The sequence below is a fragment of the Novosphingobium sp. PC22D genome (assembly GCF_002556635.1).
In the GTDB taxonomy this organism is placed as follows: Bacteria; Pseudomonadota; Alphaproteobacteria; order Sphingomonadales; family Sphingomonadaceae; genus Novosphingobium.
In genome coordinates this window covers 475,874-501,299 of the sequence record NZ_MWMO01000002.1, presented here as the reverse complement: position 1 = coordinate 501,299, position 25,426 = coordinate 475,874, and the positions used below count along the sequence as shown (strand labels likewise).

Sequence of the window (25,426 nt, the reverse complement as noted above, 5' to 3'; positions counted from 1 at the left end):
AGCCCCCGATTCGCAACGAGAGCCAGATATGACAGCGCAGACCTCCGCCGAACGCGACGCGCGTGACCTGCATGCCGGGGGTCCCGCGCACAAGGTGACCGCTGGAGAGATCGCCATCGGCGTGGTCATCGGTCGCACCTCGGAGTTCTTCGACTTCTTCGTCTACGCCATCGCCTCGGTGCTGGTGTTTCCCAGTCTGGTCTTTCCCTTCCTCGATCCGCTTTCGGGCACGATCGCCTCGTTCGCGGTCTTCGCGCTTGCGTTTCTGGCGCGCCCGTTCGGGACCGCGATCTTCACCGCCATCGACCGCGCCTATGGCCGCGGCGCGAAGCTGACGGTCGCGCTGTTCCTGCTGGGCGGCTCGACCGCGGCGATCGCGTTCCTGCCCGGCTACGAGGTCGTGGGCATGGCGTCCGTGCTGCTGCTGGCGCTGTTCCGCATGGGGCAGGGCGTCGCGCTGGGCGGATCGTGGGACGGGCTCGCTTCGCTGCTGGCGATGAATGCGCCGGACAACCGCCGGGGCTGGTACGCGATGCTGCCCCAGCTCGGCGCGCCGCTCGGCCTGATCGTCGCCAGCCTGCTGTTCGTGTTCCTGATTTCGGCGCTGCCCGCCGAGGACTTTCTCGACTGGGGCTGGCGCTATCCGTTCTTCGTCGCCTTCGCGATCAACGTGGTCGCGCTCTTCGCGCGCCTGCGAATCGTCGTGACTCCGGAGTATCTCGATTCCTTCGAGCAGCGTTCGCTCCGCCCGGCGACCCTGGCGGACACCGCGCGCCACGAATGGCGCACGATCCTCATGGGCGCCTTCGCTCCGCTCGCGAGCTTCGCGCTGTTCCATATGGTCACGGTCTTCCCGCTCTCGTGGATCTTCCTGTTCACCGAGGAGAGCCCGGTGCGCTTCCTGATGATCGAGGCGATTGCGGCCTGCTTCGGGATCGGGGCGATTCTCGTCTCGGGCAAGCTCGCGGACCGCTATGGCCGACGCTCGGTGCTCGGTATGACCGCGGTCGCCATCGCGGCCTTCAGCGGTTTCGCGCCGCAGTTGCTCGACGGCGGAACGGTGGGCGAGACCGTGTTCATGCTGACCGGCTTCATCCTGGTGGGCCTCTCGTTCGGGCAATCGTCGGGCGCGCTGTCTTCGCGGTTCGCGCCGCGCCACCGCTACACCGGGTCCTCGCTGACCTCGGATTTCGCCTGGCTGTTCGGCGCCGGCTTCGCTCCGCTGGCCGCGCTGCTGCTGTCGAGTCGGTTCGGGATCATGGCTTCGGGTGCCTATCTGCTCTCGGGCGCGATCGCGACCGGGGCTGCGCTCTGGCTCAACCGCGAACTCGCACGCACGATCGACTAGGCGTCCGTTCCGGCGCCGTGGCGGGCCGCGCCGCGCGGGGCCGGGACGCCCTTGTGGACTGTCGTTAGGTTTTTGCGCGCTTTCGTGTTACAAGATTGCCGCTGACGTCGAATTTTGCGACGGACTTTGCCGGTTGACGAGCGCTCGTACCCCTTGAGGGAACCACTCAGGGGGAGAGGGCGCGACTTGGGCGACGACTTCCTTTCGATTGACGACCTTATGCATACCGTCCGCATCGTGCGGCCGGATTTTCCGAAAGCCCGTCGCGTCACGCGGCGGGTCCACTTGCGCATTCCCGAAAGAAGGACGCACTCCCATGCCCATCGGCACCGTAAAATTCTTCAACGCAGACAAAGGTTACGGCTTCATTCAGCCCGAGGACGGCGGCGAAGACAGCTTCGTTCACATCACCGCAGTTCAGGCGGCCGGCATGATGACGCTCGATCGCGATCAGCGCGTTTCCTACGAGATCGAGACCGGACGCAACGGCAAGAAGTCCGCGGTCAATCTCGCTTCCGCGTGAGCCACGCGAAGGTTGCGGACCGGCCTTAGGGCCGGTCCGCGATTCGGTGTTCCTTCCTTCCAGCAAGGAAACCAAGATGAGCATTTCCTACGAATTCGCCAATGAGCGCGCCGAAGCCGCGGCGCGCGATGCCGACAAGGCCGAACTCGACAACGTGCGCGAGCGCGCGCTGCGTTCCGAAGCCGCCTGGCGCTCGATGGCCAGACAGGCACTCAAGACCGAGGATGCGCGCCGTCAGCGCGAAGAGCAGGCACGCAAGGCGCGTGAAGAGGCGGCGGCAAAGTCGCAGGCCGAAGTGGACGTGGTTGCCGACGGCATCTGATCGCCGCGACCGTACGATCGTGCGATAGGAACCGCCGCGCGATCGCTATCAGCACTTGCCAGGCGGCGGGCGCGCAATGCGTTCGTCGGCTGCGAACGACGCCCGTCGATTCGGGCTGCGCTCATGCGGGCGCGGCACTATGGGGTGCGCATGATGCGCATGACTGGACCGCCTGACGAGGGCGCTGCGAGCTTCTATGCCTTGCCCCATGCCAGTCTCGCCGGTCGCGGGGCGGCGGGCGGGCGCCTCGTGGTCTATTGCATCGAGGGAGACCTGCAGATCCACGGCGAGGACGGCGGCTTCGAGGTGCGCGCTTCGGCGGTCGAGCGCCTGCGCTTCGGCATGACGGTGAGCCGGACCGCGCTTCACCACGTCGCGCGAATCCATCTGGTCGGCGAGAAGGACCCGCTTTGCCTGCGCGCGGCCAATGCCTCGTGCCGGGCCTATGGCATGACCATGCGGCGGTTCTTGCGCGCCGTCGCCGAGACGCGGGGAATGAGCCGGATCGAGCGGGGCCTGTCCTTCGGCTCGGCGTTGCTGCTCCTCGCGATGGTGCTGGCGATCGCCGGATCGTTCACCTCGGTTGCCCTGCTCTACTGGAGCCGCGAGCACGGCATGGCGGGCGCGATCGCCTTCGCCGCGCTGATGGTCGCGGTGGTCGCGCTGTGCGCCTGGCATGTGCTTGCCAACGAACTGCCGCGCCCGGTCAAGTCGCTCGAGGAAGCGGAAAGGTATCTTCCCCGGGGCCGCTAGGCGGCGCACTTGCACCCGCGCGCGATCGGCCTAGGGTCGCGTCGATGACGCGCAGTTCACCCGTTCTCCTCGCCGCCGCGCTCGCGCTCGGCCTGGCCGCGTGCCATTCGGGCCGCGGCGGGACCGACCTTCCCGGCGATCCCGACGACAAGCAGCCCTTCGCGCGCATCGCCGAGGACGATCTCGTCCACTTCACCGGGACCGAGCCGTTCTGGGGCGGGCAAGTTTCCGAAGGCGTGCTCACCTACCAGACGCCCGAAGACACCAAGGGCCAGTCGGTCGAGGTCGCACGCTTCGCCGGGCGCGCCGGGGTCTCGTTCACCGGTACGCTCGAAGGCCAGGACTTCGCGCTGATGGTGACCGACGGCGAATGCAGCGACGGCATGTCAGACCGCACCTATCCTTTTACCGCGACGCTCAAGGTGCGGGGCGAAACACGCGGTGGCTGCGCCTGGACCGAGACGCAGCCTTTCACCGGTCCGCAGGCGCCCTGAGCCTGATCCGCGCGCGCTGCCCGGCCTGCTTGCTGGACGCCTGACGCTTCCTGTTCGAAACCCGGCGGCCCGGGCTCTTTCGGGCGGCCGCGAACCCGTGCAGGTTCGCCGCGATACGAAGGGAGAGACAGACCATGGACGAGTTGCGCTTCGACGGCCGCGTGGCGGTGGTGACCGGGGCCGGCGGCAACCCGAGCCTGGGGCGGGCGCATGCGCTGCTGCTGGCGCGGCGCGGCGCGCGAGTCGTGGTCAACGATATCGGCGTCGATCCCGAAATGCGGCACTATCCCGACCGGGCCAGCGCCGAAGCGGTGGCCGAGGAGATCCGCGCGGCGGGCGGCGAAGCGGTCGCCAGCACCGCCTCGGTGGCGAGCGCCGAAGGCGCCGAAGCGATCGTCGCCTGCGCGCTCGACGCCTTCGGGCGGATCGACGTGCTGGTGAACAACGCGGGCATTTCGATCGGCGCGCCGATCGATACGATCAGCCCGCGCGACATCGAGCGCCATATCCAGGTCAACCTCATGGGCTCGATCTGGTGCGCGCGCGCGGCTTGGCCGCACATGAAGCGCGCGGGCTATGGCAGGATCGTCAACACCACCTCGGCGGCGATGACCGGCTTCGCCGAGCAGGCCGCCTATGCCGCGAGCAAGGGCGGCGTCTGGTCGATGACGCGCGCGCTCGCCGCCGAAGGGCTTGCGCACGGGATCAAGGTCAACGCGGTCAGCCCGGGCGGCTACACGCGGCTCGTGGTCTCGACGCTCGAAGCGGATTCGCCGCTGCTTGCCCACTCGCGCGAGAACCTGCCGCCCGAGCTTTCCTCGCCGGCGGTCGCCTTCCTCGCGCACGAGAGCTGTCCGGTGAGCGGCGAATGCATCGACGCCGTGGGCGGCGCGGTGCAGCGCTGCTTCGTCGCGCGCACGCCCGGCTTTACCGAGCGCGAACTCACGCCCGAGACGATTGCGCGGCGCTGGGACGAGGTGATGGACGAAAGCGCGGCAGAAACGGTGGGGCTCGCGGCGATGGACACCTCCGGCTGGGGCCTCAGGGCCTATGCCGCGGCGGACCTATCCGGCGATATCGCCAAGACGGAATGATCGTCCAAGCGACGGCTCGACGCGGCCGCCGTGCTGGGGCACTATCGCCGCCGTCACGAGGTGCAATGGAGAGAAGCGCAACATGGCCAAGTACGTAATGGTGGTGCAGTCGAAGGCGAAGCCGGGCCGCGACGACGAATATAACGAATGGTACGATTCGACGCACGCGCCCGAGATTCTCAGCCTTCCGGGGATGAAATCGTGCCGGCGCTTCGATTACGCGATGGGCATGGCGGGCGAGCCGGGCCTGCCTTATCTCGCGCTCTACGAAGTCGAGATCGACGACATCCAGCCGATCCTTGCCGAGATGGGCCGCCGTGCGGAATCCGGGGAAATCAGTCAGAGCGACGCGCTCGACGGGCCTGCCAGCGTGCTGTGGTTCTACAAGCAACGCGACTAGGCGTGCCGATGGCGGACCATCGGTTCGAGGTCAGACCGCCGAGCTGAGCCTGTTGCCCGTGAGCGCGCGGTAGGGGTCGAACCGTGCCGCGATCGATCGGGCATAGGGCAGACCGCCGGGCGCGATCACCAAATCGTCGCCGTCGAACGCGCAGACCCCTGCCTCGAGGTACGGCGCGAGGCTCGCGTCGACCTCGCGACGCAGGGCCGGTGCGATCGCGGCCTTCTGCCCGCAGAGCAATTGCTCGATCACGCGTGCGCGGCGGCGGTCGTCGGCGCTGCGTCTCACGCCGCGCGAGGGGGTGAGGCGATCCTGCGAAGTCAGCATCCGGTAACGGCCCGCGTTCTTTTCATTCTGCACGATGACTTCGGGCAGCGTGCTGATCGCGGAAACACCAAGGCCAAGCACCGACTGCGCCGAATCCTCGGTGAACCCCTGGAAATTGCGGTGGAGCCGACCGCTCAGGGCTGCCTGGGCGAGAGGATCGCCGGGTCGCGCGAAATGGTCGAAGCCGACGGGAACGTAGCCCTCGTCGATCAGCAGGTCGTGCCCTTCGGCTGCCATGTCGAAACGCATGCGCGCATCGGGCAGGGCGCTCGCGTCGATCTTGCGCTGCCGGGCGATCATATGCGGCACGTGGGCATAGCCGAACAGCGCGATCCGGTCCGCGCCGAGCGCGACGGCCTTGCGCAGCGAATCCTTGACCTCGGCCATGGTCTGGCCGGGCAGGCCATACATGAGGTCGAAATTGAGCGAGCGCACGCCCGCGTCGCGCAGCATTCGCACCGCGCTTTCTATCATGTCCTCGGGCTGAACACGGCCGATCGCCTGTTGCAGCGCGGGACCGAAGGTCTGGACGCCGAGGCTGGCCCGGCCGATACCGATGCCGCCGATCGCGGCGGCCCATTCGGATGAGAGCGTGCGCGGATCGAGCTCGATCGAAATCAGCGGGTCGGGGGTTCGGAACGCCTGCGTCAGGAGCTGGACGAGCCGCACGAACTCGACCGGCCGGATCGCATTGGGGCTGCCGCCGCCGAAGGCGATCCCGGTGAAATCCACGGCGCGCGGCGTGCGTTCGCTCACCAGCTCGATCTCGCGGTGGAGCGCATCGAGATAGCTCGTTACGCGGTCACGCCGGCCGGCCGCGCTGGTGTTGCAGCCGCAGTACCAGCAGATCTTCTCGCAGAACGGAATGTGCACGTAGAGCGAGGCTTCTCCGCGCAGCCCTTCGAGTGCCGAGACGAAGTCGGCAACGCCGATACTGTCCGAGAACTCCGCCGCCGTGGGGAAGCTCGTATATCGCGGCACGGGGATTGCGAGCAGTTCGGGATGGTACTTCCACATGTCGTGACGGATAGCGCCGCGACGGCTTTTCATCATTGCGATCGGTCAAAACGCTTTCGCGAACAGCCGGAATGGCACGCCTTGGCGCAGCACGGGCTCTGCTGGTCGGCGGGGCCGCGCGGGGGAGCGGCGGGGATCGTAACGGTGCCGCCCGAGCAGAGCGCGACCGAAAGCCCCTTCGCCTGCGCGGGCGGCGCGCCGATCATGGCGGGGACCATCGCGAGCAGGGCGGCCAGAGCGATCGTTCGCCTCATTGCCCGTTCGCCTCTTCGTCCTCGTCGATCAGGATGCGATTGGCGGCGCCGTCCAGGTCCTCGAACTGGCCGCTGCGCATGGCCCAGAAGAACGCGCCGAGCCCGGTAAGGCCCATCAGCAGCGCGAGCGGAATGAGAAAGCCCAGAATATTCACCCGGCCGCCCTCGCCAGGCGCAGCGAGTTGCCGACGACGATCAGGCTGGACAGCGACATCGCGACCGCCGCGATCAGCGGGGTGACGACGCCGAGGATCGCGAGCGGCACCGCAAGCGTGTTGTAGCCGATGGCGAGCGCGAAGTTCTGGCGAACCACCGCCATGGTCCGGCGCGAGACCTTGACCGCCAGCGCGACGGGCATGAGCCGCTCGCCGACGAAGACCGCGTCCGCCGCCTGCTGGCTGACGTCGCTGGCGCCGCCCGGCGCGATCGAGACGTGCGCCCCGGCAAGCGCCGGCCCGTCGTTGAGGCCGTCGCCGATCATCAGCGTGTGGTGTCCGGCTTCGGCCAGGCGTTGCAGGACATCGAGCTTGTCGGCGGGCTGCATGCCGCCCTGACCTTCGAGCCCGAGATCCTCGGCAAGCGCGCGAACCGCGCCGTCGCGATCGCCCGAAAGGATTCGGCTGGTGACCCCCATCGCGCCGAGCGCGGCGATGGTTTCGGCCACGTCGGGACGCTGCGGGTCGTTGAAGGCGATGCGCACGCGCCGTGCGCCGTGGACGAAATCGACGGTGAGGCCCTCGGCAGCGCCGTCGGGGCGCAGCAGCGCCGCGACCTCGCCATCAACGCGGGCGCGGACGCCTTCGCCGACGGTCTCGTCGACCGGTCCGAGCGCGGCGGGCTCGACGCCCGCGGCCTGAAGCGCCTGCACCAGTCCCCGGCTGAGCGGATGGCGGCTCGACTGGGCGAGCGCGAGCACGGTGCGGCATTCATCCGGGGCGAGGGCGGACAGATCGACCGGGCGCGGCTCGCCCAGGGTGAGCGTCCCGGTCTTGTCGAAGACCGCGCGATCGACTTCGGCGAGCCGTTCGAGCGCGCTGCCGTCCTTGATGAGGAGGCCCTTCCTGAGCAGTGCGCCCGAGGCGACGACTTGCGCGGCGGGCACCGCGAGGCCGAGCGCGCAGGGGCAGGTGATGATCAGCACCGCGACTGCGACCAGCAGCGACTGGTGCACACCCGCGCCCGCGACCATCCAGCCCACGAAGCTGAACGCGGCGAGCGAGTGGACGGCGGGCGCGTAGAAGCGCGCGGCGCGGTCGGCCACGCGCACGTAGCGCGAGCGTGACTGCCCGGCCTCGTCCATCAGCCGCGCGATGTCGGCGATGGCGGTGTCCTGCGCGGCGGCGGTGACGCGCACGCGCACCGGATTGCCGAGGTTGATCATGCCGGCGTGGATCAGGTCGCCCGGAACGGCGGGGCGCGGCTCGCTTTCGCCGGTGAGCATCGAGGCGTCGATCGTGGTCGACCCTTCGACGATCTCGCCGTCGGCGGCGAGCGATTCACCCGCGACGACGAGCATCATCATGCCGGGCGCGAGCCGGTCGGCCTCGGTCCACTGCGTGGTGCCGTCGGTATCGAGCACATGCGCGCCGCGTCCCATCCGGCCGAGCAGGGCGGCGATGCCCGAGCGGGCGCGGCTGCGCATCGTCGCATCGAGCGCGCGGCCCGCGAGCAGGAAGAACAGCAGCATGACCGCGCCGTCGAAATAGGCGTGCGCGCCTCCGGTCGCCGTCTCCCACAGGCTGAGCCCGGTGGCGAGCACGATCCCGATCGAGATCGGCACGTCCATGTTGGTGCGGCGATAGCGTAGCGCCATGGCCGCCGAAGCGAAGAACGGGCGGCCGGAATAGGCGATCACGGGAATCGCGATCAGCGCGGAGAGCCAGTGGAACAGTTCGCGCGTTTCGCCGTCCGCGCCCGACCAGACGCTGACCGAGAGCAGCATGATGTTCATCATGCCGAAGCCGGCCACCGCAAGGGCGCGGAGCAGTGACCTGGTTTCCTTGTCGTCGCGACCGAGCGGGTTTTCGGCGGCGCGCTGCGCCTCGAAGCCTAGCTTGCGCAGTTCCTCGATCAGCACGTCGTCGCTCAGCGCCGGCGCGTGGCTGACCGCGACACGCTTGGCCGAGAAGTTGACGCGTGCCCTCGTGACACCGGGAACTTGCGAGAGCCCGCGCTCGATCTTGCCGATGCAGCCGGCGCAGCGGATGCCCGGCACGGTGAAGCGACTGTCGATCGCGAGTTGGGGCGCGATCCCGGGCCCGGCTTCGTCCTGCGCTTGCGATGGAAGAGCGGAAACGGTCATGATTGCGCTATCCGAGCGGCTCCTCGCCGCGCCACGCGTGACCGCCCGCCTCGATCGCGATGCGAATGTCCCAGCGCCCCGCCGGCAGCGTCTCGCGGCTTACGACGTTGCCGTCGCCGTCGGACTGGAAGCTCAGAGCGATATCGGGCAGCCGTCCGAGCGGGTGGCGGGCCGTCGCGGTCACGGTCGGGAAGGAAGGGACGCCTTCGAGCGCGATCGCGACGCGACCGTCGGGGCGTCGTACCGCCTGGGCCTTCCAGCCCAGCGCGCGCGACCGTTCGGCCTTGTCGAGCCAGCCGTTGAACTCCTGGCTGGCGACGTAGGAGTTCTCGACCACCACGCCGCCGAAGGTCGTGTTGGCGAGTGTCGCCATGGTGAAGTTCACCGCGATGACCACGCCGAAACCGCCGACGAGGATCGCGCTCATGTGCTTGCCGGTGAAGCGCTTGGGCGCATGGGGGCGGGCCATCATTGCTCTCCTGGCGTATCGATGTAGGCCTCGACCGTGTCGGTCTCGCCCTGTTCGTCAAGCGCGCGCAGCGTGAAGGTGAAGTCCTTGTCCTGCGTGCCGGCGGGTACGGAAACGTAAGCGCGCATCGACTGGGTCTCGTCGGCCGCTACGGTGCGCCGAACGCTGCGGGCCGCCTGGTCGGCGCTGATGTCCTCGCTCCACATCACCGCGCCGGGCAGGCCGTTGATCGCCACCTCCATCTCGCGCGGGCGGCTCTCCATGTTGCGCAGCCGCAGGGTGTAGGCGTTGCGGATCGAGCCGTCGCTGAGCACGATATAGGGCGGATTGCGGTCCTTGGCGACGGTGAGGTCGGTGTGGACGCGGGTGCCGAGCATGAACAGCAGCGCGAGCCCGATCCCCGACCAGATGCAGAAGTAGAGGATCGTGCGCGGGCGCCAGATCAACTTGAGATGCCGCGTCGGCGGCTGGCCCTGCTTCTCGCGCTCGGAGTCCTCGAGCGTGGCGTAGTCGATCAGCCCGCGCGGCCGGCCGGTTTCCTTCATCACCCGGTCGCAGGCGTCGATGCACAGCGCGCAGGTGATGCAGCCGATCTGCGGCCCCTCGCGGATGTCGATGCCCGTCGGGCAGACCGCGACGCACTGGTTGCAGTCCACGCAGTCGCCGAACTGGCCGGGGTTCTTCTGCGCCTTCTTGAGGCTACCGCGCGGTTCGCCGCGCCAGTCCTTGTAGGTGACGATCAGGCTCTTCTCGTCGAGCATCGCGGTCTGGATGCGCGGCCAGGGGCACATGTAGACGCAGACCTGCTCGCGCATGAAGCCGCCGAGCACGAAAGTGGTCATCGTCAGCACGAAGACCGTGGCATAGGCGACCGGCGCGGCGGTGCCCGACCAGAATTCCTGGTGCAGCGTGGGCGCGTCGGCGAAATAGAAGATCCAGGCGCCGCCGGTGGCGAAGCTGATCAGGAGGTAGACGGTCCATTTGGCGAGCCGGCGGGCGATCTTGGCCGGCCCCCACGGTGCCCGGTAGAGCCGGGCGCGGGCATTGCGATCGCCGTCGAAGAAGCGGTCGACGTGCTGGAAAAGATCGGTCCAGACCGTCTGCGGGCAGGCATAGCCGCACCAGGCGCGGCCGACGGCGCTGGTCACGAGGAACAGGCCGATGCCCGCCATGATCAGCAGGCCGGCGACGAAATAGAACTCGTGCGGCCAGATCTCGATGCCGAACATGTAGAAGCGGCGATGCGCGAGATCGACCAGCACCGCCTGATCGGGGGCATAGGGGCCCCTGTCCCAGCGGATCCACGGCGTGATCCAGTAGACCAGCAGGCAGGCGACCATGATCGCCCACTTGATCCGCCTGAACTTGCCGTCGATACGCTTGTTGAAGACCGGCTCGTGCTTCTCGTAGAGCGACAGCGGCCGGTCTTCGGTCTTCAGGGTGGTGTCAGGGTTGTTCATCGACCTCTACCGCCGGATTTTCGGCGACCTCGACAAAGTCCTCGCCGCCGCCGAGCGAGTGGACGTAGGCGGCCAGCATCTTGATCGTAACCGGATCAAGACGCGCATTCCATGCGGGCATGACCCCCATGTGAGGATTGCGGATCTGGCTTGCAACCGCCTCGCGGGTGCCGCCGTAGAGCCAGATGGCGTCGGCCAGGTTGGGCGCGCCGAATTCGCGCAGCCCCTTGCCGTCGGCGCCGTGACAAACCGTGCAGTTGTCCGCGAAGAGCTGCGCGCCGCGCTGCGCCGATGCGCTGGGCTTCTCCCTGCCCGACAGCGTCAGGACATAGCTCGTCAGATCCTCGATCTGCCCGGGCTCCAGGATTTCGCCGAACGAGGGCATCAGGCTGGTGCGCGTCTGGTCGTCGCCCGGTTGGCGGATGCCGTGAACCAGCGTCGTCTCGATCGCCCTCAGGTCGCCGCCCCACAGCCAGTCGTCGTCGTTGAGGTTGGGGAAGCCCTTCGATCCGGCCGCGCCGGCGCCGTGGCATTGCACGCAGTTGACCTTGAACGCCGCCGCGCCGCCGGCCACCGCCTGCCGCATCAGGCCGCCGTCCTCGGGCAGCCGCTCGATCGGGACGCGCGCCAGCGCCTCGCGAACCGAGGTGCGGGCCTGGTCGGCCGCCGACATCTCCTTGGCGAGCTGCCCGCGGCTGGTCCATCCCAGCATGCCCTCGGTGCCCTGCTTGACCAGCGGCCAAGCCGGATAGGCCACGCAATAGGCGATCGCGAAGATGATCGTGGCGTAGAAGGTCCAGAGCCACCAGCGCGGCAGAGGGGTGTTGAGTTCCTCGATCCCGTCCCACTCGTGGCCGACGGTCTCGGTCTGGGTCGCTTCGTCGATGCGCTTATTGGCCATCGTTCTCGTCCTTGAATATCATCTGGGCCGCGTCGTTGTTCTTGGCGCGAGCGCCCGGGCGGAACGGCCAGAGCGCGAGCGAGAGGAAGATTACGATCATGATCGCCAGCCCCCAGCTATCGGCGAGATGCCGCAGCGCCTCGTACGTGGAGTGCGGGTTCATCGGCCCTTCTCCGTGGCGAGGTCCTCCTGCGCCGCGGCGCTGTCGACGTCGACGAGCGTACCGAGCATCTGGAGGTAGGCGACGAGCGCATCCATTTCGGTGAGCCGCGTCGGATCGCCGTCGTAGTCGCGGATCTGCGCCTTGGGATAGCGCGCGGCGAGATCGCCCGCGTCCGCCTCGGGATCGGCCTGCGCCTTGAGGTCGGCGGCGGCCATTTCGACATCCTTGTCGCTGTAGGGCACGCCGACCCGGCGCAGCGCGACGAGGTTCGCCGCGGGATCGTCGACCACCAGGTCGTGCTCCTTGAGGAAGCCGTACTGCGGCATCACGCTTTCGGGCACGACCGATTGCGGATCGGTGAGGTGCTGAACGTGCCAGGCGTCCGAATAGCGCCCGCCGACGCGCGCCAGGTCAGGCCCGGTGCGCTTGGAACCCCACTGGAACGGGTGGTCGTACATCGATTCGGCCGCGAGCGAGTAGTGGCCGTAGCGCTCAACCTCGTCGCGGAAGGGACGGATCATCTGGCTGTGGCAGACGTAGCACCCCTCGCGCACGTAGATGTCGCGGCCCGCCTGCTCGAGCGGAGTGTAGGGCCGCATCCCGTCGACCTTCTCGATCGTGTTGTCGATCCAGAAGAGTGGTGCGATCTCGACGATGCCGCCGATGGCGACAGTGACGAGCGCGGCGATACCCAGCAGCGTGACGTTCTTTTCGAGCGTCTTGTGCCTCTCGGTCATGGAAGTCATTGGTCGGTTCCCTTTGCGCGCGTCATTCGGCGGGGGCGAGGATGGGGCGATCGGCCTGCGGATCGTAGGCGGCGTCGTGCATCGGCACCTCGTCGCGCAACTTGCCCAGGATCGTGGCCCAGACGTTGATCACCATCAGGATGGCTCCCGAGAGGTAGAGCAGTCCGCCGAAGGCTCGCAGGATGAACATCGGGTGGAGCGCGGCGACGGTGTCGGCGAACGAGTTCACCAGATAGCCGTCGGGCCCGTACTCGCGCCACATCAGGCCCTGGGTGATGCCCGCCACCCACATGCTCGCGGCGTAGAAGACGATTCCCGAGGTCGCGAGCCAGAAGTGCCAGTTGACCATCCGCAGCGAGTAGAGCCGCTCGCGGTTCCACAGGCGCGGCGCGAGGTAGTACACGGCGGCGAAGGTGATCATGCCGTTCCATCCCAGCGCGCCGGAGTGGACGTGGCCGATGGTCCAGTCGGTGTAGTGCGACAGCGAGTTGACGCTCTTGATCGACAGCATCGGCCCTTCGAAGGTGCTCATGCCGTAGAAGGCGAGGGCCATGACCATCATGCGGATGATCGGGTCGGTGCGAACCTTGTCCCAGGCGCCGTTGAGCGTCATCAGGCCGTTGATCATGCCGCCCCAGCTCGGCATCCACAGCATCACCGAGAACACCATGCCCAGCGTCTGCGCCCAGTCGGGCAGCGCGGTGTAGTGCAGATGGTGCGGACCCGCCCAGATGTAGAGGAAGATCAGCGACCAGAAGTGGATGATCGACAGCCGGTAGGAGTAGATCGGGCGTTCGGCCTGCTTGGGCACGAAGTAGTACATCATCGCCAGGAAGCCGGCGGTCAGGAAGAAGCCCACCGCGTTGTGGCCGTACCACCACTGCACCAGCGCGCCCTGGACCCCGGCGAAGAGCGGATAGCTCTTGGAGCCGAACAGGCTCACCGGCATGTCGAGGTTGTTGACGATGTGCAGCATCGCCACGGTCAGGATGAACGCCAGGTAGAACCAGTTGGCGACGTAGATGTGCGGTTCGGAGCGCTTGAGGATCGTGCCGGCGAAGACCACCAGGTAGGCGACCCAGACGATCGTCAACCACCAGTCGACGTACCATTCGGGCTCGGCGTACTCCTTGGACTGGGTGACGCCCAGCAGGTAGCCGGTGGCGGCGAGCACGATGAAGAGCTGGTATCCCCAGAACACGAAACGGGCGAGGCCTGGAAAGGCGAGCCGCGCGCGGCAGGTGCGCTGTACGACGTAAAAGCTGGTCGCGATCAGCGCGTTGCCGCCGAACGCGAAGATCACCGCGGACGTATGCAGCGGACGCAGCCGGCCGAAGTTGAGGAAGGGCTCGAGATTGAGCACCGGCCAGGTGAGCTGCAGCGCGATGAACAATCCTGCGAGGAAACCCGCGATGCCCCAGAACACCGTGGCGATCACGCCCCAGCGGACGGGGTCGTCGTCGTATCGGCCTTCGTCGGGGATCTTGAGGATACCGCGCGCAATGCCGGCGTAGTCGGCACCGCTGATCGAAACCCACAGGCCGATGAGCGCGGCGAGCGCGACGATCGACATGTGAATGGCGAACCCGCCGTCAGCCGCCGCCGCGACCGCGATTACGGCGAAGAGAAGCACTACAAGCCATATGCCTGCCCGTGCGAGGACCGTTTGCATAGCGTGTCTTTCCGTTGATTGCCCGTCCAACCTATCGGTGGCCTTGGACCTTACCCCTACATCCAACATTGACGATCATCAAATTGGACGGCTTTGCAAAGATTTCTGCGAAACTTACGGAAATTGCGCGCAATCAAATTAACGCGACACCAAGTTGTGCAGAGCAAGTCCCACAGCCGCACGTTGCATGATCCGCAAGGGGTGGATCGGCGGCTTCAGAGAGACAGACTATGCACAAGACCATGCTTCTGGCCGCGGCGCTGGCCACAACCGCCTTTTCCACGCCGGCCCTGGCGGGAAATCCCGATGGCAAGGTTCAAGTCAAGCTGCTCGCCACCAGCGTCGACGTGAGCGGCAAGCTGGAGGATGTGAAGACCGATCTCATCGGCCTGCCAGCGGGCACCTCGACCAAGGCCAACACCAACGTCGTGCCGACCGCCGCGATCGAATACTTTTTCAACAAGAACTTCTCGGTCGAGACGATCTGCTGCTTCACCCAGCACCACATCAACGGCACCGGCCCGCTCGAGGGCGCGCGGATCATCAATCACGTGCTGGTGCTGCCCGCCACGGTCACCGCCAAGCTCCACCTCGATGCCGGACCGATCAAGCCCTACGTCGGCGCGGGGCCGGCGCTCTTCCTGATCTTCGGCGAGAAGCCCGGACCCGATGCCAAGGCGCTTGGCGCGACCAGCCTCAAGCTGCGCAACGAACTGGGCGTTGCGGTGCAGGCGGGTGTCGACGTGCCGCTTGGCGACCAAGGCTTCGGTCTCTCGCTCGATGCCAAGAAGTACTGGATCGATTCGCAGCTTCGCGTGAAGGCGGGCGACACCACGGTGCTCGACTCCAAGCACAAGCTCGATCCCTGGGTGCTGAGCGCGGGCGTCAGCTACCGGTTCTGATCTTCCGGAAATCGCTACCGCCAAATCGAGGGCGTGATGCCGGCGAAAGCCGGCATCGCTCTTGAGTTGCGTATCGGCATGGCCGGCACCGATCCGGCTTTCGCCGGGACGACGATCAGGCGCAGGTCACCCTGCCTCCGCCACCAGCGCGTCGTAGTCGAGGATCACGATGTCGCGGCGCGAGGGGAGCTCGACCAGGCCTTCGTTCTTGAGGCGGGTGAACTGGCGGCTCACGGTCTCTATCGTTAAGCCGAGCACGTCCGCGATCTGCTGCCGCGAGAAGGGCAGGGTGAGCGCGCGCTGCTGCGGGAAGCCGGGCACCGACTTGCAGCCCACGCCGGTCATCCGCTCGGCCATTTCGACCAGGAAGCTCGCGACCTTTTCCGAGGCCGACTTGCGCCCCAGCAGGAGCATCCAGCGGCGCGTGCGGTCAAGCTCGCCCAGAGTGCGCTGCAGCAGCTTGTGTTCGAGGCCCGGATGGTCGGCCGCGAAGCTATCGAAATCGCCGCGCGAGAACACGCAGACCTTGGCCTCGGTCAGCGCGGTGACGCCCTGGCTGGTGACGCCGCCGAACGGGCGACCGATGAAGTCGGAGGGATAGACCACGCCGACGATCTGCTCGCGCCCGTCCTCGGTGTTGGTCGATAGCTTGAGCACACCTTCGATGACGTTGGCGACGAGGACTGAATCCTCGCCTTCCCAGATAAGCGATTCGCCCGGTTCGAGCGTGCGGCGGCGTCCGATCGCATTGAGCGCCTCGAGCTCTTTCGTATCGAGCGCGGCGCAAATCGCGCGATTGCGGACAACACAAGTGTCACAATAGGCCATACGCGCCGCCATATAGTCATGGCGGCGCGTGGACAATTCGAAAGTTAGCACATGCCGAAACCGTCAAGCGTCACGACGCGGGAACGGCGACCTTGGCGGCGCGGCGCTCGGCATGGGACTTCATCATCGCCATGATATCGCCTGACGTGACCGGACGCTCGACGTCGAGGTGGTGTGATCCCCCCGAACTCTTCGGGGAGGTGTCGACGCCCTTGGCGGCGGCACGGGCGCGCAGCGCGCCCACGGTCATGTCCTCGCGCCGGTTGTGCTCGAACAACGCGTCGTGGCGGAACCAGCGAAGCGCGTTGCCGTGCGTCACCTTGTCGATCTGTGCATCGGTGAGATAGCGGCACTGGCGCCACAGGTGTTCGGGCGCATCGGGCCAGATCGCATCCGAGTGCGGATAGTCGACTTCGTAGGCGACGTTGTCCTCGCCGATCTCGACCAGGTTCTTGAGGCCGTATTCGTCCCACAAGAAGCAATGGAGGAAGTGGCGCCGGACCATCTCGCTGGGCTTGAGATCGCGGAAGCGCGAATGGGTCCAGGCGGCGTGCCGCCAGTTCGAGAAGTCGGCCCGTTCCATGAAATAGGGCACCCAGCCGATCGATCCTTCGGAAATGGCGATGCGCATGTCCGGATAGCGATGAAGCTCCTCGAGCTGGAGCCAGTCGGCAAGGCCCTGCGCCACCGAGAGCGGCATCGTCGAAATCCATGCCTCGATCGGCGTTTCCATCGAGGCGTGGGGCGCCGGATTGCCCGAGCCGATGTGCAGCGCCACCGTCATGTCGCAGTCGGCCACAGCCGCGAAGAACGGATTCCAGTAATCGTTGTGGATGCTCGGCAGGCCTTGCACCGTCGGGTTCTCGTTCATCGAGACGGCGCGAAACCCCTTGGCGGCGCAGCGCTTGATCTCGGCGACGGTCGCGTCGATGTCCCAGGTCGGCAGGATCGCGAGCGGGATGAAGCGGCCGGGGTAGGCCATGCACCACTCGTCGTAGTGCCAGTCGTTCCAGGCCTGCAGATGGCGCAGCGCCAGCGTCTTGTCGGGCGCCTTGTGGAACGTCTGTCCGTCGAAGCCGATCGAGTTGCCGAAGCACATCGAGGCGGCGATTCCGTTCGCGTCCATGTCGTCGATGCGCGCGTGAACGTCGTAGCAGCCCTCGCGAAGCTGGTCGAACGAGGTCGGCTCCATGCCGTATTCCTCGAATGGCCGCCCGACCACCGCGTTGAGACCGATCAGCCCGCGGATGTGGCCCTGGTACTCCCAGTAGTCGGTGCCGTTCTCGTCGGTCCGCAGCTTCGGCGCGGAGGCCAGAAGCTCTCCCGAAAGCTGGTTGTCGAACATCGTCGAGGGCTCGCAAATGTGATCGTCGACGCTGACGATCACCATGTCATTCAGTTCCATATCCCTTCACTCCTCTCACGAGCCCGTCGGCTTATGCGAGGCTCGTCTGGCGGGAATCTGATCGCGTCCGCCGCCCGCGCCATTGATCGAAATCAACACCGCCAGACGGGAAGGGGGCAAGAAAAGAGGGGGCGGCCGGTCACGAGGTTCGGTCGCCCCCTTTGAAGTTGGGGAGAAGCGGTCAAGCCGTTTCCGGGGAAACCGGGCTTTCTGCAACTCCGGGAACTCTACAAGACATCGGGCGCGCAACATTGATCGACATCAAATAAATGCGACTGCCGCGTACGGATAGGGCGCGGCGGATGAGATCGCGAAACGGCCGTCGCCACACGCCTTCCGCGCGGGGAGCAAGGTGGCGGGCGGGTTATCGCGAGGCGAGGCCGCGGTCGAGCAGGTCGCTGGCGATGCCGGCGATCTCGTCGGGTTCGAGGTCCTCGCTCCATACCGCGTAGCGCAGGCCGAGGAATACGTTCATGCCCATGATCGCCCAGGCATGCGCCTCGCTCACGTCGGCGCGCAGTTCGCCGCTCTGCGCACCGCGCTGCAGGCGCTCGTGGATGCGCAGGGCCGTGGTCTCGTAGTGCGAGCGGAAGCTCGCGGGATCGACGAACTCGGCCTCGTCGATGATCCGGTAGATTTCCTTGTGCTCGCGCGCGAAGGCGAGAAACGCGGCTAGCGCGGCGCGTTCGGTGCCGATTGCATCGTGCTCACCTTCGAGCGCATGGCGCGCCGCGTCGCGCACCAGGCCCGACAAGTCGCGCACGAGTGCGTGGAACACTTCGTCCTTCGAATCGAAGTAAGTGTAGAACGTGCCGAGCGCGACACCCGCCCGGCGGGTGATGCCGGTGATCGAAGCATCGTGGAACCCGCGCTCGCCGAATTCCAGCGCGGCCGCATCGAGCAGTTTGCGCAAGGTCTTCCGGCCCCGTTCGGTGCGCGGAATCTTGTCGGGAGAAGGGGGTGTCGGCCCGCTGCCTGTGCTCATGAAGCAACAGCTATCGTGCGAAGGCAGGGTTGGCAAACCCGGCGGCGAATTCCGACTTGAAACCCGATTCAGGTTTCGGTAACTGGGCGGCATAAGACAAAGTAGGGAGCTTTGGGATGCTTAAGGTGGATCGATTCCGCGTTCGTACCAGTTCGATCGCGCTCGCCGTGGTGATGGCGGGCGGGCTCGGCCTCGCCGCACCGGCGCTGGCGCAGGACGCTTCGGCAACGCAGGCCGAGGAAGACGAGGGCGGCGCGATCGTCGTTACCGCCCGCCGCCGCGAGGAGCGGCTGGTCGACGTACCGATCGCGGTCACGTCGTTCAGCGGCGAGCAGCTCGCCAACAGTGGCGCGATGGACATTACCGAGATCGCGCAGGCGGCGCCGAACGTGACGCTCGAGGCCTCGCGCGGCACCAACTCGACGCTTTCGGCCTTCATTCGCGGCATTGGCCAGCAGGACCCGGTCTCGGGCTTCGAGCAGGGCGTCGGCATCTATCTCGACGACGTCTATCTCAACCGCCCGCAGGCCGCCGTACTCGATATCTATGACGTCGAACGGATCGAGGTGCTGCGCGGACCGCAGGGCACGCTTTACGGGCGCAACACCATCGGCGGCGCGGTCAAGTACGTCACAAAGCCGCTGCCCGAGGACTTCTCGATCAAGGCGCGCGCCACTTACGGCACTTACGACCAGGCCGATGGCGTGCTTACCATGTCGGGACCGATCGCCGACATCGTGCGGATCGGCGGTTCGCTCGCCCGGCTCTCGCGCGGCGGCTTCGGCGACAACCTGACGACCGGGCTGGAAAACTACAACAAGGACATCTGGGCCGGCCGCGCCACGCTCGAGATCGGCGGCTATGACGAGCCGATGCTGATCCGCATCTCGGGCGACTACACGCGCGACAAGTCCAATCCGCGGGGCGGACATCGCCTGATACCGGGCCTCGTCTCCGGCGCGCCGGTGCTTGATGACGTGTTCGACACGCGCGGCGGGCTCAACGATCCCAAGCAGGACATCGAGGCCTATGGCCTGGCGATGAACATCACCGCCGAACTCAGCGACACGCTGACGCTGCGCTCGATCAGCGCCTGGCGTAAGGATACCTCGGAAACCCCGATCGACTTCGACGCGCTGCCGGTGGTCGACCTCGACGTTCCGGGCATCTACCGCAACGAGCAGACCAGCCAGGAATTCCAGCTTCTTTATGACGACGGTCCGCTCAGCGGGTTGGTCGGTTTCTACTACCTGAGCGCCAAGGCGGACACGCTGTTCGATTCGCGCATCTTCACCACCTTCGACGGCCTCACCGCCTTCACGGAGGCCGACGTCGACACCGAGACCTATGCCGTCTTCGGCGACTTCACTTATGACGTGACCGCGCAGATCAGCCTTTCGGTCGGCGGCCGCTACACCTGGGACGAGCGCAAGGCGGACATCCTGCGCCAGAACTATCTCGGCGGCGGCTCGCCGGTCTTCGGCGGGGCGGGCGTGCCCTACCTGGCGCCGAGCACCGACTTCGAGGGATCGGCCAAGTTCAAGAAGTTCACTCCGCGCGCCTCGATCAGCTTCAAGCCGACGCCGGATCACAATATCTACGCGAGCTACTCGCAGGGCTTCAAGGGCGGCGGCTTCGACCCGCGCGGCGTCGGCGCCAACGCGCCCGATCTCGATGGCAACGGCTCGCTGTCCGATACCGAGATCGCTTCGTTCCTGAGCTTCGAGCCCGAAAAGGTCGACAGCTACGAGATCGGCTACAAGGGCAACCTGATGGGCGGCGCGCTCTATGTCGCGGCGGCGGCGTTCTATTCGGACTACACCAACGTGCAGATCCCCGGCTCGGTCGCTTGCACCGTCGGCGGCCTGCCGAGCTTCTGCGGCGTCGTGTCGAACGCGGGCAAGGCGACGATCAAGGGCCTCGAACTCGAGACCAACGCACGCCTCGGCCGCGACCTTATGACTCCGGGCGACCGGCTGAGTTTCAGCGGATCGCTGGGCTACATCGAAGCCGAATACGACGAGTACATCACCAATATCGGCGGGGTTCCGACCGACGTCGCCGACTACCGCGAGGTGCAGAACACGCCCAAGTGGACCGCGAGCGGCACGCTGGGTTACGAGACGCCGCTGGGCGCGGGTTCGCTTCGGGCCTCGACCACGGTGTCGTACCGCAGCAAGGTCTACCAGTTCGAGATCCCGAACCCCTATATCGACCAGTCGGGCTATGCGCTGTGGGATGCGAGCCTGGTCTACAACGCCGACGGCGGCTGGAGCATCGGCGTTCACGGCAAGAACCTGCTCGACAAGGAGTACAAGACCTCGGGCTATACCTTCATCGCGGTCAATCCGGTGACCGGCGTTCCCGCGCTCGGACCCAACGGGCTGCCCGTCTCGACGCTCGGGCCCGACGGCACGCTCACCGCGTTCTACGGCAATCCGCGGCAGGTCTTCGTCACGGCTTCGGTCGAGTTCTGATATCGAGGGAGCGGGGCCGCGCGGCTCCGCCGAAAGGAACGATTCCATGGACTTTGCGGTCCATCGCTACCGCAGTGCCTGCGGCGGGCTCGAACTCGCCGCGCGACTGTACCCCGGCCCGACCGACGCGGCACCGGCCCTGCTGATGATGCACGGGCTGACGCGAAACAGCGCCGACTTCGAACCGCTCGCGGCGCATCTCGCCGGACAATACCGGCTCGTCGTTCCCGACCAGCGCGGCAGGGGGCTCTCGCAGTGGGACCCCGAGCCAGCCAACTATCGCCCCGATGTCTATGCGGGCGACATGTTCGCGTTGCTCGACGGTCTGGGCATCGTGCGTTCGACCTGGATCGGCACGTCGATGGGCGGACTGATGGCGCTGGTGATGAACGCGATGCGGCCCGAGGCGGCGAGCGCGGTGGTGTTCAATGATGTCGGCCCGGTGCTCGATCCCGCGGGACTGGCGCGGATCGGCGGCTATGTCGGCCCTTCGGGGCCGATGACGAGCTGGGACGAGGCGGCGGCGCGATGCCGGGCAATCAACGCCGAAGCCTTCCCCGACTTCGGCAAGCGCGACTGGCTCGCCTTCGCCGAGCGGACCTGCATCGAGCGCGAGGACGGCCTGATCGACTTTGCCTACGATCCCGCGATCGCCAGCGGCTTCGAGGATAGCGAGACCGGCGATGCGATCGTGCCGCCCGACTTGTGGCCCTTGTGGGACATGCTCGACGCCAAGCCGGTCATGGCGATTCGCGGAGCCCTGTCCGATCTGCTGAGCGCGGCGACCGTGGTTGAGATGGGCGAGCGCCACTCGGGGCCTTTCGCCACGGTCGAAGTCCCGCGCCGGGGCCATGCCCCGCTGCTCGACGAGCCCGAGGTTATCGCCGCGCTCTTGCCTTTCCTCGCCGAGTACGCGGGCTGACATGGCGGCGAGCGCGTCCCCGCCGCGTTCCGGTCCCGGGCCGCGCCTGGTGCTGGCGATGCTGCTCGCGGTCTACGTGTTCAACTTTGTCGACCGGCAGATTCTCGCGATCCTGGCGGCGCCGATCCAGGCGGACCTCGGCCTCGATGATGCGCAGATGGGCCTGCTCGGCGGGATTGCCTTCGCGCTGCTCTATTCGACGCTCGGCGTGCCGTTGGCATGGCTCGCCGACCGCACCAGCCGGAGCTGGGTCATAACCGGCTCGCTGCTGGTGTGGAGTCTGTTCACCGCGCTTTGCGGTTTCGCGCAGGGCTTCTGGCATATCTTCCTCGCGCGCGTCGGTGTCGGCGTGGGGGAAGCGGGCGGCGTCGCGCCGTCCTACGCGGTGATCGGCGACTACTTCCCCAGCGAGCGGCGTGCGTTTGCGCTCTCCATCTATTCGCTCGGCATTCCACTGGGCTCGGCGGCGGGCGTGCTGGCGGGCGGCTACATCGCCGCCGCGGTCGACTGGCGCGCCGCGTTTCTGGCGGTCGGCGCGGCGGGGCTGCTGCTGGCGGTGCCCTTCAAGGCGATCGTCCGCGACAAGCCGCGCGCGCACGCCGAGAGCGGCCCGGCCGAGCTCCGCTTCGGCGAGATCGCGCGCATGCTCGCGGCCAAGCCCGCCTTCTGGCTGCTCGCCTTCGGCGCGGCCTCGAGTTCGATGCTCGGCTACGGCCTCGCCTTCTGGCTGCCGAGTCTGCTGCAGCGCTCGTTCGGGCTCGACCTGGTCCAGACCTCGTGGTTCATCGGCGCGGTACTGCTGCTCGGCGGCGTTTCGGGCATGCTTGCGGGCGGGCGCCTGTCCGATCGCCTCGGTGCGGCGAGCCGCGCGTGGTATGCCTGGGTTCCGGCATGCGCCTTTGTGATCGCGGTGCCGCTGTTCGCGGGCGGGATCTACGTTTCGAGCGTCGCGATCGCCTTCGTGCTGTTCCTGGTGCCCCAGGCGATGGCCTATGTCTGGCTCGGCCCGGTGCTCTCGGCGGTCCAGCACCTCGTGCCGCCGCCCGCGCGCTCGACCGCCTCGGCGCTGTTCCTGCTCATCAACAACCTCATCGGCCTGGGCGGCGGGATCTACGCGCTCGGCGCGCTCTCGACCGCGCTGACGCCGGTTTACGGCACAGAGGCGCTGCGCTTCTCGATGCTCTTCGCGCTGTCGCTCTACCTGCTCGCCGCGCTGCTGATGGGCCTAGCAGGCCGTCACCTGCCGCGCGACTGGGTTGAGGAAGCGTAGAGCCGGGCCACCGCTTCCAGTCTGACTTCGGAGGTCCAGCCGCTAAACGCGGGCGTTCCGGACACGACGACATTGCGGAGGCGTTCCCCCCACGCATCATGCCAGCGAAAGCTGGCATCGCTCTCGGAGTTGCGCCACCGTTAGCGCTTTCACCGCGCCAACTGAACCGAACCCACCGTTCAATAACCGTACTGAGCGGACGTTTGTCGGAGTCCTGCCCGCCTCTCCAACCGCCAGTCCTTCTCCTCAGTTCCCCGCCCGCGCGGCCTCGCGCTCCTGCTGGCGTTCCGCCTGGCGCTGGTCGCGGGCTTCGGCGCGTTCGCGCTGGCGTTCGATTTCCTCGGCGATGCGATCTCCGTCGACGCGCACGCCGTCATTGTCGATGGTGAGATCGATCGGCACGCCTCCGATATCGCCGGTGAAGGTCGCGGTGCCGTCCTCGATGCGTAGCCGGTTGGACTCGCCCAGCGGAATATCGCCGAGATCGGGCACGTCGAGCGGCTCGACCGGGCCGCTGGGGTTGGCTTCGGGTCTGGGCTTGGGCGCGCGCGCCGGCCCCTTGCCGCTGGTGCGCAGCATGAAGTCCTTCCAGATCCGCGCCGGCGCGCCGCCGCCCGCCACACCCTTGAGCGGCGAGTTGTCGTCGTTACCGATCCAGACCCCGACCACATAGTCGCCCGCATAGCCGACGAACAGGGCGTCGCGGTTGTCCTGGCTGGTGCCCGTCTTGCCGTAGTTAGGCACGCTCAGCATCGCGGCACGGCCGGTGCCGGAGTTGATCACCGCGCGCAGCATCTGTTCCATCGCCTCGTGCTGGTTCGAGGAGAGACTGTCCTTGCCGTCGAAGAGCGAAGCGAACATGCCCTGCTCGGGAACGGGGAAAGCCGTCGGCGTGACCGGGAAACTGTTGGCGGCGACGCCCGCGTAAGCCGAAGTCAGTTCGAGCAGGCTCATCCCCGCGGTGCCGAGCGCCACGCTGGGATCGCCGCGCGGGATGGGTGCCGTCACGCCGAGGTCGCGGGCGGTGGCAATCACCGCGCGGTCGCCGACGGCCTCGAAAAGCCGCACCGCGGCGACGTTGCTCGATCGCGCGAAAGCTTCCGCCAGCGTCAGCGAAGCGGAGTAGTTCCCGCCCGAATTGCGCGGACGATAGCCACCCGTGGTGATCTCGGTGTTGGCGATCGTGTCGTCGGGCTTCCAGCCCTTGCGCAGCGCCGCGAGGTAGACGAACAGCTTGAAGGTCGAGCCGGGCTGGCGCTTGGCCTGGGTCGCGCGGTTGAACGGGGTCTTGGCGTAGTCGGTGCCGCCCACCATCGCCACGACCTCGCCGTTCCGGCGCATCGCCACCAGCGCGGCTTGCGCGCCCTTCGGCCGATAGCGGGCGATGGCGTCGCGCGCCGCGGCCTGCAGGCGGGCGTCGAGCGTGGTCGTGAGCGTGGAGCGCACGTAGCCGCCTTCGGCGAGCTTGCGCGCCTCGGGCAGCGCCCAGTCGGCGAAATATGTGCCGGTCGGCAATTCGCGCTTGTTTCGCACGTCGAGCACCGGAGTGGGCGTGTCGTGCGCTTCGGCCTGCGTCATGTAGCCCGCGTCGGCCATGGCCTGGAGCACGGTGCGCATTCGCGCCTCGGCGAGGTCGAAATTGCTGGTCGGCGCATAGCGCGAGGGCGCCTGCATCAGCCCCGCCAGCATGGCCGCCTGGCCGGGCTTGAGGTTTTCCGGCCTGCGGTAGAAATAGTGCATCGAGGCCGCGCGCAGCCCATAGGTATTGTCGCCGAAGTAGGCGTTCGACAAGTAGCGCTCGAGGATCTCGTCCTTGCTCAGCCAGGCTTCGAGCCAGAACGCGATCAGCACCTCGCGCGCCTTGCGCGTCACGCTGCGCTCTGGGGTGAGGAAGGTGAACTTGGCGAGCTGCTGGGTGATCGTGCTGCCGCCCTGGGTGCGGTCGGTCGTCAGGTTGCTCCACAAGGCGCGGGCGATGCCGTAGGGATCGACGCCCCAGTGATCGTAGAAGCGCCGATCCTCGATGGCGATGAAGGCTTCCTTCACGTGCGGCGGCAATTCGCTGATCCGCACGGGCGCTTCGATGTCCGCGCCCTTGCGCGCGATCGGGGTGCCGTCGGCGGCGAGCAGCGTGATCTGCGGCGGCTCGATCGGTTCGAGCGATTTCGAGAGCGGCGCGGTGATCGCCAGCCAGCCGATAATGACAATGAAGAGGAACACGAGGGCGGCCAACCCGCGCGATACCCACCACAGCCGCCCGCGCGGTCGTTTCGGCTTTTCGAAGACTTCGTCCTCGCCGTCGAGCGACGGATCGGGCCAATCCTCGTCGGGATCTTCGCCTGGGCGGAGGGAGGTGCGCGTGTAGTCCATCGGGGCCGGGAACCGGCTATAC

The 25,426-nt window shown here is 67.1% G+C and carries 25 protein-coding genes; 11 read left to right on the top strand and 14 right to left on the bottom strand.

Annotated features, from left to right (window positions below; all coding sequences use genetic code 11):
- Positions 1 to 28: 28 nt before the first annotated feature.
- The 7 genes from B2G71_RS05850 (at position 29) to B2G71_RS05820 (ending at position 4,934) form a co-directional block, all read left to right on the top strand.
- Positions 29 to 1,348, top strand: a complete 1,320-nt coding sequence (locus tag B2G71_RS05850) for an MFS transporter (RefSeq protein ID WP_098104779.1) — start codon at positions 29 to 31, stop codon at positions 1,346 to 1,348.
- A 316-nt stretch (positions 1,349 to 1,664) separates the two neighbouring features.
- Positions 1,665 to 1,871, top strand: a complete 207-nt coding sequence (locus B2G71_RS05845) for a cold-shock protein (protein ID WP_098104778.1) — start codon at positions 1,665 to 1,667, stop codon at positions 1,869 to 1,871.
- Positions 1,872 to 1,947: 76 nt separating this feature from the next.
- Entirely contained in the window at positions 1,948 to 2,193 is a 246-nt protein-coding gene (locus B2G71_RS05840) for a hypothetical protein (RefSeq protein WP_098104964.1), read from the top strand.
- Positions 2,194 to 2,343: 150 nt separating this feature from the next.
- Positions 2,344 to 2,946, top strand: coding sequence for a hypothetical protein (locus B2G71_RS05835; protein ID WP_141521506.1), 603 nt, complete (start codon positions 2,344 to 2,346; stop codon positions 2,944 to 2,946).
- A 44-nt stretch (positions 2,947 to 2,990) separates the two neighbouring features.
- Positions 2,991 to 3,440 carry a hypothetical protein gene (locus B2G71_RS05830; protein WP_098104776.1) on the top strand — a complete coding sequence of 150 codons (450 nt, stop codon included), beginning with the start codon at positions 2,991 to 2,993 and terminating at the stop codon, positions 3,438 to 3,440.
- Between the two features lie 134 nt (positions 3,441 to 3,574).
- Positions 3,575 to 4,534 carry an SDR family NAD(P)-dependent oxidoreductase gene (locus B2G71_RS05825; RefSeq protein ID WP_098104775.1) on the top strand — a complete coding sequence of 320 codons (960 nt, stop codon included), beginning with the start codon at positions 3,575 to 3,577 and terminating at the stop codon, positions 4,532 to 4,534.
- 82 nt (positions 4,535 to 4,616) lie between these two features.
- Positions 4,617 to 4,934 (top strand): DUF4286 family protein, encoded by a 318-nt coding sequence (locus B2G71_RS05820; RefSeq protein WP_098104774.1) that lies wholly within the window; start codon positions 4,617 to 4,619, stop codon positions 4,932 to 4,934.
- Positions 4,935 to 4,964: 30 nt separating this feature from the next.
- Here B2G71_RS05820 and hemN read toward each other — a convergent pair whose 3' ends face one another.
- The 10 genes from hemN to ccoN are packed head-to-tail and all read right to left on the bottom strand — an operon-like array spanning position 4,965 to position 14,245.
- The gene (gene hemN / locus B2G71_RS05815) at positions 4,965 to 6,278 is read right to left on the bottom strand and encodes an oxygen-independent coproporphyrinogen III oxidase (RefSeq protein WP_098104773.1); all 1,314 of its coding nucleotides are present in this window, start codon (positions 6,276 to 6,278) and stop codon (positions 4,965 to 4,967) included.
- A 32-nt stretch (positions 6,279 to 6,310) separates the two neighbouring features.
- On the bottom strand, positions 6,311 to 6,532 hold the full coding sequence (locus B2G71_RS05810) for a hypothetical protein (RefSeq protein WP_098104772.1): 222 nt from the start codon (positions 6,530 to 6,532) through the stop codon (positions 6,311 to 6,313).
- Positions 6,529 to 6,687 (bottom strand): cbb3-type cytochrome oxidase assembly protein CcoS, encoded by a 159-nt coding sequence (gene ccoS, locus B2G71_RS05805; protein WP_098104771.1) that lies wholly within the window; start codon positions 6,685 to 6,687, stop codon positions 6,529 to 6,531. The genes B2G71_RS05810 and ccoS overlap by 4 nt, the downstream gene beginning before the upstream one ends.
- Positions 6,684 to 8,834, bottom strand: coding sequence for a heavy metal translocating P-type ATPase (locus B2G71_RS05800; RefSeq protein ID WP_098104770.1), 2,151 nt, complete (start codon positions 8,832 to 8,834; stop codon positions 6,684 to 6,686). Before B2G71_RS05800 ends, ccoS begins: the two co-directional genes overlap by 4 nt.
- Before the next feature lie 7 nt (positions 8,835 to 8,841).
- Positions 8,842 to 9,303: a FixH family protein gene (locus tag B2G71_RS05795; RefSeq protein WP_346426927.1), complete on the bottom strand. Its 462-nt coding sequence runs from the start codon at positions 9,301 to 9,303 to the stop codon at positions 8,842 to 8,844.
- Positions 9,303 to 10,763 carry a cytochrome c oxidase accessory protein CcoG gene (gene ccoG, locus B2G71_RS05790; protein WP_098104768.1) on the bottom strand — a complete coding sequence of 487 codons (1,461 nt, stop codon included), beginning with the start codon at positions 10,761 to 10,763 and terminating at the stop codon, positions 9,303 to 9,305. Before ccoG ends, B2G71_RS05795 begins: the two co-directional genes overlap by 1 nt.
- Complete coding sequence (ccoP, locus tag B2G71_RS05785) at positions 10,750 to 11,664, bottom strand: cytochrome-c oxidase, cbb3-type subunit III (RefSeq protein ID WP_098104767.1); 915 nt, start codon at positions 11,662 to 11,664, stop codon at positions 10,750 to 10,752. Before ccoP ends, ccoG begins: the two co-directional genes overlap by 14 nt.
- The gene (locus B2G71_RS05780) at positions 11,654 to 11,827 is read right to left on the bottom strand and encodes a cbb3-type cytochrome c oxidase subunit 3 (RefSeq protein WP_098104766.1); all 174 of its coding nucleotides are present in this window, start codon (positions 11,825 to 11,827) and stop codon (positions 11,654 to 11,656) included. Before B2G71_RS05780 ends, ccoP begins: the two co-directional genes overlap by 11 nt.
- Entirely contained in the window at positions 11,824 to 12,573 is a 750-nt protein-coding gene (ccoO, locus tag B2G71_RS05775) for a cytochrome-c oxidase, cbb3-type subunit II (RefSeq protein ID WP_098104765.1), read from the bottom strand. Before ccoO ends, B2G71_RS05780 begins: the two co-directional genes overlap by 4 nt.
- Positions 12,574 to 12,595: 22 nt before the next feature.
- The gene (gene ccoN / locus B2G71_RS05770; protein WP_098104764.1) at positions 12,596 to 14,245 is read right to left on the bottom strand and encodes a cytochrome-c oxidase, cbb3-type subunit I; all 1,650 of its coding nucleotides are present in this window, start codon (positions 14,243 to 14,245) and stop codon (positions 12,596 to 12,598) included.
- Positions 14,246 to 14,475: 230 nt separating this feature from the next.
- Between ccoN and B2G71_RS05765 the strand changes: the two genes are divergently transcribed.
- Entirely contained in the window at positions 14,476 to 15,147 is a 672-nt protein-coding gene (locus tag B2G71_RS05765) for an OmpW family outer membrane protein (RefSeq protein WP_098104763.1), read from the top strand.
- A 126-nt stretch (positions 15,148 to 15,273) separates the two neighbouring features.
- Here the strand turns inward: B2G71_RS05765 and B2G71_RS05760 are convergent, their stop codons facing one another.
- The 3 genes from B2G71_RS05760 to B2G71_RS05750 form a co-directional block, all read right to left on the bottom strand.
- Positions 15,274 to 15,975 (bottom strand): Crp/Fnr family transcriptional regulator, encoded by a 702-nt coding sequence (locus B2G71_RS05760; protein ID WP_098104762.1) that lies wholly within the window; start codon positions 15,973 to 15,975, stop codon positions 15,274 to 15,276.
- Between the two features lie 70 nt (positions 15,976 to 16,045).
- Positions 16,046 to 17,380 (bottom strand): amidohydrolase family protein, encoded by a 1,335-nt coding sequence (locus B2G71_RS05755; RefSeq protein ID WP_098104761.1) that lies wholly within the window; start codon positions 17,378 to 17,380, stop codon positions 16,046 to 16,048.
- Between the two features lie 364 nt (positions 17,381 to 17,744).
- The gene (locus B2G71_RS05750; protein WP_098104760.1) at positions 17,745 to 18,365 is read right to left on the bottom strand and encodes a TetR/AcrR family transcriptional regulator; all 621 of its coding nucleotides are present in this window, start codon (positions 18,363 to 18,365) and stop codon (positions 17,745 to 17,747) included.
- A gap of 116 nt (positions 18,366 to 18,481) precedes the next feature.
- On the opposite strand from B2G71_RS05750, the gene B2G71_RS05745 reads away from it, so the two are divergent.
- Genes B2G71_RS05745 through B2G71_RS05735 form a run of 3 tightly spaced genes read left to right on the top strand, consistent with a single transcriptional unit; the run spans position 18,482 to position 23,034 of the window.
- Positions 18,482 to 20,842, top strand: a complete 2,361-nt coding sequence (locus B2G71_RS05745; RefSeq protein ID WP_098104759.1) for a TonB-dependent receptor — start codon at positions 18,482 to 18,484, stop codon at positions 20,840 to 20,842.
- A 46-nt stretch (positions 20,843 to 20,888) separates the two neighbouring features.
- Positions 20,889 to 21,764, top strand: a complete 876-nt coding sequence (locus B2G71_RS05740; protein WP_098104758.1) for an alpha/beta hydrolase — start codon at positions 20,889 to 20,891, stop codon at positions 21,762 to 21,764.
- A gap of 1 nt (position 21,765) precedes the next feature.
- Entirely contained in the window at positions 21,766 to 23,034 is a 1,269-nt protein-coding gene (locus B2G71_RS05735; RefSeq protein ID WP_098104757.1) for an MFS transporter, read from the top strand.
- 246 nt (positions 23,035 to 23,280) lie between these two features.
- Here B2G71_RS05735 and B2G71_RS05730 read toward each other — a convergent pair whose 3' ends face one another.
- On the bottom strand, positions 23,281 to 25,404 hold the full coding sequence (locus tag B2G71_RS05730) for a transglycosylase domain-containing protein (protein ID WP_098104756.1): 2,124 nt from the start codon (positions 25,402 to 25,404) through the stop codon (positions 23,281 to 23,283).
- Between the last annotated feature and the right edge of the window lie 22 nt (positions 25,405 to 25,426).

Coding starts and splice junctions, on each gene's coding strand:
- B2G71_RS05850 (WP_098104779.1), top strand. CDS start 29: ATGACAGCGCAGACCTCCGCCGAACGCGACGCGCGTGACCTGCATGCC.
- B2G71_RS05845 (WP_098104778.1), top strand. CDS start 1,665: ATGCCCATCGGCACCGTAAAATTCTTCAACGCAGACAAAGGTTACGGC.
- B2G71_RS05840 (WP_098104964.1), top strand. CDS start 1,948: ATGAGCATTTCCTACGAATTCGCCAATGAGCGCGCCGAAGCCGCGGCG.
- B2G71_RS05835 (WP_141521506.1), top strand. CDS start 2,344: ATGATGCGCATGACTGGACCGCCTGACGAGGGCGCTGCGAGCTTCTAT.
- B2G71_RS05830 (WP_098104776.1), top strand. CDS start 2,991: ATGACGCGCAGTTCACCCGTTCTCCTCGCCGCCGCGCTCGCGCTCGGC.
- B2G71_RS05825 (WP_098104775.1), top strand. CDS start 3,575: ATGGACGAGTTGCGCTTCGACGGCCGCGTGGCGGTGGTGACCGGGGCC.
- B2G71_RS05820 (WP_098104774.1), top strand. CDS start 4,617: ATGGCCAAGTACGTAATGGTGGTGCAGTCGAAGGCGAAGCCGGGCCGC.
- hemN (WP_098104773.1), bottom strand. CDS start 6,278: ATGTGGAAGTACCATCCCGAACTGCTCGCAATCCCCGTGCCGCGATAT.
- B2G71_RS05810 (WP_098104772.1), bottom strand. CDS start 6,532: ATGAGGCGAACGATCGCTCTGGCCGCCCTGCTCGCGATGGTCCCCGCC.
- B2G71_RS05800 (WP_098104770.1), bottom strand. CDS start 8,834: ATGACCGTTTCCGCTCTTCCATCGCAAGCGCAGGACGAAGCCGGGCCC.
- B2G71_RS05795 (WP_346426927.1), bottom strand. CDS start 9,303: ATGGCCCGCCCCCATGCGCCCAAGCGCTTCACCGGCAAGCACATGAGC.
- ccoG (WP_098104768.1), bottom strand. CDS start 10,763: ATGAACAACCCTGACACCACCCTGAAGACCGAAGACCGGCCGCTGTCG.
- ccoP (WP_098104767.1), bottom strand. CDS start 11,664: ATGGCCAATAAGCGCATCGACGAAGCGACCCAGACCGAGACCGTCGGC.
- B2G71_RS05780 (WP_098104766.1), bottom strand. CDS start 11,827: ATGAACCCGCACTCCACGTACGAGGCGCTGCGGCATCTCGCCGATAGC.
- ccoO (WP_098104765.1), bottom strand. CDS start 12,573: ATGACTTCCATGACCGAGAGGCACAAGACGCTCGAAAAGAACGTCACG.
- ccoN (WP_098104764.1), bottom strand. CDS start 14,245: ATGCAAACGGTCCTCGCACGGGCAGGCATATGGCTTGTAGTGCTTCTC.
- B2G71_RS05765 (WP_098104763.1), top strand. CDS start 14,476: ATGCACAAGACCATGCTTCTGGCCGCGGCGCTGGCCACAACCGCCTTT.
- B2G71_RS05760 (WP_098104762.1), bottom strand. CDS start 15,975: ATGGCCTATTGTGACACTTGTGTTGTCCGCAATCGCGCGATTTGCGCC.
- B2G71_RS05755 (WP_098104761.1), bottom strand. CDS start 17,380: ATGGAACTGAATGACATGGTGATCGTCAGCGTCGACGATCACATTTGC.
- B2G71_RS05750 (WP_098104760.1), bottom strand. CDS start 18,365: ATGAGCACAGGCAGCGGGCCGACACCCCCTTCTCCCGACAAGATTCCG.
- B2G71_RS05745 (WP_098104759.1), top strand. CDS start 18,482: ATGCTTAAGGTGGATCGATTCCGCGTTCGTACCAGTTCGATCGCGCTC.
- B2G71_RS05740 (WP_098104758.1), top strand. CDS start 20,889: ATGGACTTTGCGGTCCATCGCTACCGCAGTGCCTGCGGCGGGCTCGAA.
- B2G71_RS05735 (WP_098104757.1), top strand. CDS start 21,766: ATGGCGGCGAGCGCGTCCCCGCCGCGTTCCGGTCCCGGGCCGCGCCTG.
- B2G71_RS05730 (WP_098104756.1), bottom strand. CDS start 25,404: ATGGACTACACGCGCACCTCCCTCCGCCCAGGCGAAGATCCCGACGAG.